This is a genomic window from Bacillus nakamurai, assembly GCF_001584325.1.
GTDB lineage: Bacteria > Bacillota > Bacilli > Bacillales > Bacillaceae > Bacillus > Bacillus nakamurai.
This window is the reverse complement of the sequence record NZ_LSAZ01000030.1, coordinates 38,281-47,629: the sequence shown is the minus strand read 5'-3', so window position 1 is coordinate 47,629 and position 9,349 is coordinate 38,281. Positions and strand designations below refer to the sequence as shown.

The window sequence follows — 9,349 nt, the reverse complement described above, 5'->3', positions numbered from 1 at the left end:
AGGACGCCGCCAAGCAATCTTTAACCCAGCTCATCATGAGCTGGGTTTTTTATTTAGAAAAAAGATCTCTAATATAAAAGCTAATGCCTCCTGAAGAGAGCATTAGCTTTTTGTGTTTATATAGATTTTGCTTTGCTGCTATGATTTCTAAGGCTGTTTGATTTAATTGTTTCGAGCATTCTTAAACTGAATACAATCAGGAGCATGACCAGCATCAAAGCTGTGAACAGCCAGAACGCAGTTTGTGCCGGATATTCATCTAAGCTCCAGCCAACAGCTATTGGAAGAATTGATCCTCCCAGCCCATTTGAAGCAAGCAGGATGCTGGTGGTTTGTTCTGTTTTTCCGGGGTAAAAGTGATTGGTGATGATTAATGCGATTGCGAACATACCGGCCATGAACAGACCTAAGAAGAAACAAAGAGCAAAACCGAGCCAAACGGTTTTACTTAACGCTAATACGGCAAGCGCGGCCAGACCGCCAATGCTTATGAGACGGAGAAACCGGTGGTAGGTTAGTTTTTCTGATACCGGGCCTGTTAATAACCGGCCGATGATCATGCCGGTCCAATAAATTGTTACCGTTATCGTAGCTAAAGAGTTGGGGATATCCCATTTCTCAGCGAAGATTGAGGGGATAAAGTGTACGATTGATACTTCACTGCCTCCGTAGAAGAAGAAGTAAGCAGCTGCCATAGAAATAAACAGCAATCCATGAGTCCGGTAGTTTGGGCTTTCTTTTTTATCGGTGCCGGGAGAATCTTCTTTACGTATGAGCAATTGATCAATACTGCCGAAGCTCATTTGTTTCCAAGCGACCAAAAGCGCCAAACTGCTTAATCCTAAGACCGAAAATGCTAATGTCCACATGTGGCTGTTGATAAGAAAGCCTGACAGCAGCGGCATAAACAGTGCGCCCAGTCCATAAGCAACCTCCATCTTACTCATGGCCACGGCTTGTCTTTCTTTAATAGCCGTGAGGATAATGGTTCCTACACAGGACTCTACTAAGCCCGCGCCCAGCCCAGCTATGCTGACAAGAAGAAAGAGTAAAGGCCAAGGTGGGAGGAAGGATATCACAATTTCACAGCTGATGAGCGCCAAGCCAAAGATAACCACGTTTTTGCGTCCCAGCTTTTTCACCATATAAGGCATTCCGAGGACACCGATTAGGAAGCCCATGAATTGAGAGAACACTAATATTCCGCCATTACTGTAACTTTGTGAATAATGTGTGAGTAACTCAGGCAATACGGCTCCAAGAATAACGAGTGTAAAAGCAATTGATCCATAAGAAAAACAGCCAATCCACAGCAGACGAGTTTTCATCATTTTATCTCCTTATTGGTAAAATAATATTTCTCTCTACTAGTTATGACATGATGCGAATAGGATTTTAGCGGATATGATAGAAGCGTCGATAAATTATTTTACATTAATCCCAATTATTGTTACTATATCACATAACTTTTCCCTGCACACCCCTAATGATAACGTTAACAAATTGTTAACATATTTTACAAAAAGTGCGTTGACATTAATTTCAATAATTAATACGATAAAAAGCGAATTTCTAATAATTTAATAGGGGTGGTAATGTGGGAACGAAGGAAATCACGAATCCAGACAGCTTGTATTACGGTGTTGATGATGTAGTAATGGAGCGAGGAGAAGGGATTTACCTGTACGATCAAGAGGGAAATGAATATATTGATTGTGCCTCCGCTACATTTAACCTGAATCTAGGCTACGGAAACAAAGAAGTCATTGACACGGTTAAAGATCAGGCAGATAAGCTGATCCATGTTACATCTTCCTTTCAAACAGACGCAGTTAACAAACTGGCTGAAAAACTTGTAGAAATCACCCCTGATAATCTCACAAAAGTACACCCTAAAGTCAGCAGCGGTTCCGGCGCGAATGAAGGAGCTATTAAAATGGCTCAGTACTATTCCGGAAAAACTGATGTTATCTCCCTATTCAGAAGCCACCTCGGACAAACTTACATGACGTCTGCTTTATCCGGTAATTCATTTCGAAAAGAACCGTTCCCGCCTCAAATTTCTTTTGGTTTGCAAGTTCCCGATCCGTATTGCAATCGCTGTTTTTATAATCAAAAACCAGACACATGCGGCATGCTGTGCGTAGAAAGAATTAATGATTTTATTGAGTATGCGAGCAATGGAAAAATTGCCGCTATGATTGTTGAACCGATCTCCGGAAACGGAGGAAATGTCGTTCCGCCTAAGGAATATTTTAAACAGCTGAGAAAGCTTTGTGATGAGCATGATATCACTTTGATCTTTGATGAAATTCAAACCGGTTTCGGCCGGACCGGAAAGATGTTTGCTGCCGACCACTTTGATGTAAAACCTAATATGATGACTGTCGCTAAGGGGCTGGGAGGCACGGGCTTCCAAGTCGCCGCCACTGTGACGGAAGAAAAGTATACAGGATTGCCCGGTTATACTCATTCCTTTACTTACGGTTCGAATGTGATGGCATCTGCTGCTGCCTGTAAAACCATTGACATTATGCAGCGCCCCGGCTTTTTAGAGAATGTGACGACTGTCGGAAACTATATTATGGATCGCTTAGAAACGATGAAAGAGGATTTTGCTTTTATTGCTGATGTAAGAGGCGTCGGCCTGATGATTGGCGTTGAAATTGTAAAAGAAAACAATGAGCCGGATGTAGAGCTGACCAATTATATCGCGAAACGGGCGATGGATCACGGATTAATTCTCCGGACGTCACGATACGGATTCGGAAATGTATTTAAAATCCGTCCGCCTTTAACCATTACACTTAGTGAAGCTGAGGTGCTCTGCTACAGGCTCCGCAAGCTATTGGAGGAAATCAAGTGAGGGACTATATTATTGAACTTGGGAAATTCGTTTATCAAAAGGTGAAAAATCAAAAAGGTACGCTGAAAAATCGGCTGGTCAACGGGTACTCTCCGGGAGGCGATGCACAGTTTAACATTGATGCAGCCGCCGAGGATGCGGTTCTTGACTATATTCAGAAGCAGGAACATCCCGTCGCTTTTTACACGGAAGATGGCGGACTGAAGCTGGTTGGAGAAAATCCGCAGTATATTTTGATTGTAGATCCTATAGACGGAACGCGGCCGGCTGCTGCGGGGCTTGAAATGTCATGCATTTCGATTGCATTGGCTTCGTATAAGCAGGACGCAAAAATAAAGGATATCGAATTTGCTTTTTTGCTTGAGCTTAAATCCGGCGCTTATATGTACGGTGATATTTATAGTGACGCTATCCAATTTGAAGATTATCAGGGAGAATTACCGAATTTGAGCGGCGTGCAAGACATAAAAAACATGTTTTGGAGCCTTGAATTTAACGGACATCCGGCGCATCTCATGACTGACGCTTACGGACACTTGATTGACCAATCAGCAAATAATGGAGGCGTCTTTGTTTTCAACAGCGCTTCTTATTCGATCTCCAGAATTATTACAGGACAGATGGATGCTTATGTCGATATCGGCAACCGACTGCTGAAAGATGATCCAAAACTGCTCTCTGATTTTCAGCAGGTCGGGAACGGACAGGTTTTGCACTTATTCCCTTATGATATCGCTGCCAGCGTATTTTTGGCAAAAAAAGCGGGTGTAGTGATTACTGATGCATATGGCCAGTCTTTGGACAATACGCTTCTCACCGATTTAAGTTATCAAAATCAGCAATCATGTATTGCGGCATCTACGAAGGAGCTTCATCAAAAGCTGCTGGACCAAATCCGCTGGGGCAGAAAGGAAGAGAGATATGAAGGCGTTGGTCTGGACTCCTAACGATAAACTTGAATATCAAGAGGTGGACGAGCCTCAAATTCGGAAAGACAATGATGTCAAAGTGAAAATTTTCGGCACCGGCATCTGCGGCACTGACTTGAATGTTTTAAAGGGAAAAATGAATGCGACCCATCAAATGATTATGGGGCATGAATCAGTCGGGGCAGTCGTTGAAGTCGGTCAAGATGTCACAAATGTACAAGTCGGAGACCGGGTCGTGATTGATCCCACGCAGTTTTGCGGTAAATGTTATTATTGCCGAAAAGGGCTGACCTGTTATTGTGAAACCTTTGAGGATTGGCAGCTTGGGATCGGCGCGCACGGGACGTTTGCGGAGTATTATGTGGGGGAAGACCGGTTCATGTATAAAATTCCGGATTCAATGGAATGGGAGCGGGCCACATTGGTTGAACCTCTTTCGTGCGTGCTGAATGTCGTGGACAAGGCCTCAATTCAGCCGGAGGATTCCGTATTGGTATTGGGATCAGGACCAATCGGCCTGCTTGTGCAGATGATGGTGAAAAAACTGGCAAGGCTGACGGTTGCAACGGAAATAGGAAGCTTTCGGACTGAGGCGGCAAGCCGTATATCCGATCATGTCTATCATCCTGAAGCCTTGACTGTCGAGGAAGTAAAGCAGATTAATCAAGGAAGAAAATTTGATGTTATTTTTGACGCAATCGGCAATCAGCTTGATTGGGCTTATCCTTTAATAGAAAAGGGAGGCAGGCTTGTCCCTATGGGCTTTGACGATACGTATGAGATGACGGTCAGGCCGTATCAGCTGCTCTCCAACGGTGTGACGATTGTCGGCACGGGTGAAGCGCGGCAGATTATGGAGGCTGCGTTATCATGTGCCTCCGATCTCCCTCAGCTCTATGATTTGATCACTGAAAAGGTAGAATTGGAGAATTTTGAACAAGCCATCGAGAACTTGATGGGTATTGACCCGGTTACAAAAGAAAGAACCGATATCAGCGCCATTAAGACCATTCTTGTGTGTGATCCGGAGCTATTATAAAAGAAGAACATCAAAACGGCTCATTTTCCCCCTCGATTTGAGCCGTTTTTTTTGACCTTGCACATTTGTTTAAAATTTAATATGATACTCTTTGAATAACTATTCCTTTCCTCAATACATTATACTCTGAGCGTTTCCTCCGGTTCCCCGTAAGTATTCTTCTTTGTTCCGTCCGATGAAAATCAATGCTTCCAACTAATACGGTGCGGATTTTTATATGTAAAAGGAGTCGTTATGATTTGAATGGTTTACGTTAAAACAGCAGTGGTTTGGGAATGTCCGTAAAGATATTCTGGCCGGTATTTTGGTTGCTTTGGCTTTAATTCCTGAAGCGATCGGTTTTTCGATTATTGCGGGAGTCGATCCTATGATTGGCCTCTATGCATCATTTTGTATCGCTATTATTATTTCTATCTTCGGCGGAAGACCGGGAATGATTTCGGCCGCAACAGGATCTATGGCGGTTGTGATGGTAACATTGGTGGCGGATCACGGGCTGCAGTATTTATTTGCCGCAACGATTTTGACAGGTGTTATTCAATTTATTTTAGGTGTCAGCAAGATTGCAAGGTTAATGAAGTTCATTCCGCGTTCGGTCATGATCGGATTTGTGAATGCATTGGCGATTTTAATTTTTTCTGCGTAGCTTCCGCAGTTTACCGGAGCTTCATGGATGATGTACGCCATGCTTGCCGGATCACTTGCCATCATCTATCTTCTGCCGAAGCTTACGACAGCTGTTCCGTCTTCGCTGGTGGCTATCATTGTCATGACGGTCATTGCGGTTGTCTTTCATGCGGACGTTCGGACAGTCGGCGATATGGGCGGCATTACGAGTTCACTTCCGCATTTTTTGATTCCGGATGTTCCGTTGACGTTTGAGACATTACGGATTATTTTCCCGTATTCTTTAGCGCTTGCATTGGTCGGTTTGCTTGAGTCATTGCTGACGGCTCAGATTATTGACGAGATGACTGACACAGACAGTGACAAAAACAAAGAAAGCCGCGGGCAAGGGATCGCCAATATCGTGACCGGATTTTTCGGCGGAATGGCCGGGTGTGCGATGATCGGGCAGTCAGTCATCAATACGAAAGCCGGCGGCCGCGGGCGGTTATCAGCTTTTGTCGCGGGAGCGTTTTTGATGTTTTTAATTGCCGTCTTAAGCCATATCGTCGTGAAAATTCCGATGGCGGCACTTGTGGCCGTGATGATTATGGTGTCAATCGGCACGTTTGATTGGTCATCTATTAAAGGATTGCGGAAAGCGCCGCTGACTGATTCGATCGTTATGGTGATTACTGTCGTTACCGTCGTCCTTACAAATGATTTATCAAAAGGCGTTTTTGCCGGTGTGTTATTAAGCGCAGTCTTTTTCACGGCTAAAATTTCAAAGCTGACGATTGTATCACATTCCGAACATAAAAACGTCAGAGCATATAAGGTAACGGGGCAAATCTTTTTTGCTTCTGTGACTGAGCTGACAAATGCGATCGTTTATCATGACGATGTCGAGCGGATTGTCATTGATTTAACCGATGCTCATGTCTGGGACGCTTCAGGAGCGGCCGCTCTTGAAAAAATTGTCGCTAAATGTAAAGATCAAGGAATTGAAGCGGAATTAAAGGGATTAAATCAGAAAAGCCAAAATATAATGAAGCAAATGGCATAGAATTTGTGAAGTCCGGATGAATATATCCGGGCTTTTTTTCGGTTAAATTTGCCGGAGGGCATTGTTATAATGGATGAGACTTGAAAACCGTATATAGGAGACTTGCATATGATGTTGCTTCAGAAGTTGAATCAAGTGTTGGGGAGGATTATGCCGCTTTTAACTCCGTCGAGTGTAGCGGCAGGTGTGCTGTTATCACAGCATATCAGCTGGATGGGCGGCGCTGTGCCGTGGATTTTCGCGTTTATTACGTTTACGGGCAGCTTGAGCGCCAATTTCCAATCGCTGAAGCGCAGTATTGAGCAGCCGCTCCCTATGATCATGGCTTTATTTGTTTTGCATATCTTCATGCCGGTTTTTGCATGGGGAAGCGGCCATCTGATATTCAGCGGCGATCCTTTAACCACGACAGGGCTTATTATGGGCGTGGTGATTCCAACCGGAATTACGAGTTTGATTTGGGCTGCGATGTATAAGGGGAATGTCGGATTAACGCTTTCTATTATTCTTGTTGATACCGTGCTTTCTCCTTTTATCGTTCCGTTAAGCCTTTCTGTATTGGCCGGGGCAAATGTCCAAATGGATGTGTGGGGAATGATGAAAGGGCTGGTGGAGATGGTGGTGCTCCCGTCTATTTTGGGTATGCTTTTCAACCAGTTTTCTTCGCCAGCCAGGACGCAAGCGGTAAGCCGGACGCTGTCTCCCATTTCTAAAATCTGTCTGATGATTGTCATTGCGATTAACAGTTCAGAAATCGCGCCGTATGTCACACATGTGGATATAAAATTTGTGGGTATCGCGGCAATGGTATTTTTTATCGCAATGACGGGCTATGCGGTCGCTTGGCTGATCGGAAGGCTGATGAAACGGAGCCAGGATGAAATTGTGTCGCTGATTTATACGGGAGGTATGCGCAATATCAGCGCAGGGGCCGTTCTTGCCGTTTCTTTTTTTCCGTCACAAGTGGCGGTTCCGGTCGTTATCGGGATGCTTTTTCAGCAAATCCTTGCCGCTTTTTTCGGCTTTTTGCTGAAACGATTTGAATTGAAGCCGGTCGTCATCAAGTATGAAAAAAACCGCTCAGCCACGTGAGCGGTTTTTTCCGTATAGCCAGTTTAAGGCTGAAACGAATTGTTTGATAAAAGCTTCTTGATGGTGCACGGTGTCTTTTTCGATAGTGAACATGAGCTGTGATGGGGAGAAGCCTATGTTTTTAAGGCTTTCATGAACATCTATGTTCTGTTTGACCATCGTGTTTTGGATGTTGTTTTTATGTTCTGCTTCGCGGCTTCCGACAGACATATAAATACGCTGCTGTTTCGGCCGTAAAGGCGCGGAACGGACAAAGCATGCCGCTTTTTCATACCAAAACGATCCGGAAAGAGAGCCGATTCTGCCGAACACGCCAGACTTTTGTAAAAAGGCGTACATGGAAAACAGCCCGCCTAACGAAGCACCGATTAAACCTCTTGTCCTCGGGTTTTTAGATATGTTCCATTTCTCCTCAGCCATTGGGATGAAATGATGTGTCAAATCATATAAGTAAAGGTCCCCTTTGCCGCCGAAGTCTTGGTAATCGGGGCTGAGGGATGGCGCAGGCCATGGTGTGTACTCATCTAGTCTGGTATCCGGCTCGATCCCTGCAAAAATGAGTTCGGGCAGTTTTTCTTGTGCAAATTGTGTTTCGAGAAAATCAATCTGTTCTAAAAACAAATAACCGCCATCCAGTACATATACACAAGGGAAAGCCTCCGCGCGCGAGCCGAATAGGAAGGCGGCAGATACACTGTGCATGTCCTTCCATTTATACGGTGTTCCATGAGCGTGCCTCTCATGCGTCCATCCCCTTTTTTTGCTTGAACAATAAATAGAAGAAATAAGGAACGCCCAGGATGGCGAGAATAATGCCTGCGGGAACCTCTGACGGCTGAAAGAACAGTTTACCCGCAAAGTCGGCGGATATGACGAGAAGCATGCCGACCAAGCCGCTGACGGGTAATGAATAACGATGTTCAATACCGGCAAGCCTGCGGGAAATGTGAGGCGCGATCAGCCCGACAAATCCCATGCTGCCTGCTGCGGAAACGCACGCGCTGATAAGAGCGATGCAGGCAATCAGTAAAATCGTTTTTTCTTTATTCGTTGAAACACCGAGGCTTTTCACTGTGTCTTCGTCAAAACGGATGGTATCCAGCAAAGAAGATTTTGTGATCAGTAAAGGAATGAATACAATCAGCCACGGCAGAATCGCCGTAATAGTCATCCAGTTCGCCGACCAGATGCTGCCGTTTTTCCAGACCATCGCCATCTCATAATCTTGCGGGTCCATTTTTAACGATAAAAATAATGACAGCGCGCTGAACCCGGAATTCATGGCGATCCCGACGAGAATGATTCTCCCGGATTCCAGATGGCCTCTGTGCCAAGCGAAAATATAAATGAAAATTGCCGCCATCAGTCCGCCGATGAGACCGAAAAAAGGCATACCCATCGCGGATGCCAATGCTGTCGCTTCGGATTGTCCCTGAAACAGCAGCATAAATGCAACAATGCCCGCTCCGGCTCCTGCGTTGATGCCCAATATGCCCGGATCGGCAAGTCCGTTTTTAGTGACGGCTTGGATGACGGCTCCGGCTATTCCCAATCCGAGCCCGACGGCGGCGGCCATCACGATGCGGGGCAGCCTCAGCTGAAACAGCAAAATTTCATATTGCGGATTAGGATGGATATGAAAGAGCGTACTGAGCAGTTCTCCCGGCTTTGCGGAAAAGGAACCGCTTGTCATGCTGACGTAGCTTACAAGCAGAATCAAAGCGATCAGGATTATATAGATTCCGGCCATT

At 45.1% G+C, this 9,349-nt stretch carries 6 protein-coding genes and 2 pseudogenes; 5 read left to right on the top strand and 3 right to left on the bottom strand.

Annotation, left to right across the window (positions count from 1 at the left end; genetic code table 11):
* Nucleotides 1-116: 116 nt before the first annotated feature.
* Nucleotides 117-1,328, bottom strand: coding sequence for an MFS transporter (locus AXI59_RS13690; RefSeq protein ID WP_061528524.1), 1,212 nt, complete (start codon nt 1,326-1,328; stop codon nt 117-119).
* A gap of 269 nt (nt 1,329-1,597) precedes the next feature.
* On the opposite strand from AXI59_RS13690, the gene AXI59_RS13685 reads away from it, so the two are divergent.
* The 5 genes and pseudogenes from AXI59_RS13685 (at nt 1,598) to AXI59_RS13665 (ending at nt 7,598) form a co-directional block, all read left to right on the top strand.
* The gene (locus tag AXI59_RS13685; protein WP_061521365.1) at nt 1,598-2,866 is read left to right on the top strand and encodes an aspartate aminotransferase family protein; all 1,269 of its coding nucleotides are present in this window, start codon (nt 1,598-1,600) and stop codon (nt 2,864-2,866) included.
* On the top strand, nt 2,863-3,813 hold the full coding sequence (locus tag AXI59_RS13680) for an inositol monophosphatase family protein (protein ID WP_061528523.1): 951 nt from the start codon (nt 2,863-2,865) through the stop codon (nt 3,811-3,813). The genes AXI59_RS13685 and AXI59_RS13680 overlap by 4 nt, the downstream gene beginning before the upstream one ends.
* The gene (locus tag AXI59_RS13675) at nt 3,788-4,834 is read left to right on the top strand and encodes a zinc-dependent alcohol dehydrogenase (RefSeq protein ID WP_061528522.1); all 1,047 of its coding nucleotides are present in this window, start codon (nt 3,788-3,790) and stop codon (nt 4,832-4,834) included. The genes AXI59_RS13680 and AXI59_RS13675 overlap by 26 nt, the downstream gene beginning before the upstream one ends.
* A gap of 289 nt (nt 4,835-5,123) precedes the next feature.
* A pseudogene (locus AXI59_RS13670) lies at nt 5,124-6,506 on the top strand (SulP family inorganic anion transporter).
* Nucleotides 6,507-6,656: 150 nt separating this feature from the next.
* Nucleotides 6,657-7,598, top strand: a complete 942-nt coding sequence (locus tag AXI59_RS13665) for a bile acid:sodium symporter family protein (RefSeq protein WP_156476289.1) — start codon at nt 6,657-6,659, stop codon at nt 7,596-7,598.
* Here the strand turns inward: AXI59_RS13665 and AXI59_RS13660 are convergent.
* Together AXI59_RS13660 and feuC are read right to left on the bottom strand one after the other, a co-directional pair.
* Nucleotides 7,587-8,341: pseudogene (locus AXI59_RS13660) on the bottom strand (alpha/beta hydrolase). The gene AXI59_RS13665 and the pseudogene AXI59_RS13660 overlap by 12 nt on opposite strands.
* A complete protein-coding gene (gene feuC / locus AXI59_RS13655) occupies nt 8,338-9,348 on the bottom strand; it encodes an iron ABC transporter permease FeuC (protein WP_061521368.1) in 1,011 nt (336 codons plus the stop codon). Before feuC ends, AXI59_RS13660 begins: the two are co-directional and overlap by 4 nt.
* Nucleotide 9,349 lies beyond the last annotated feature (1 nt).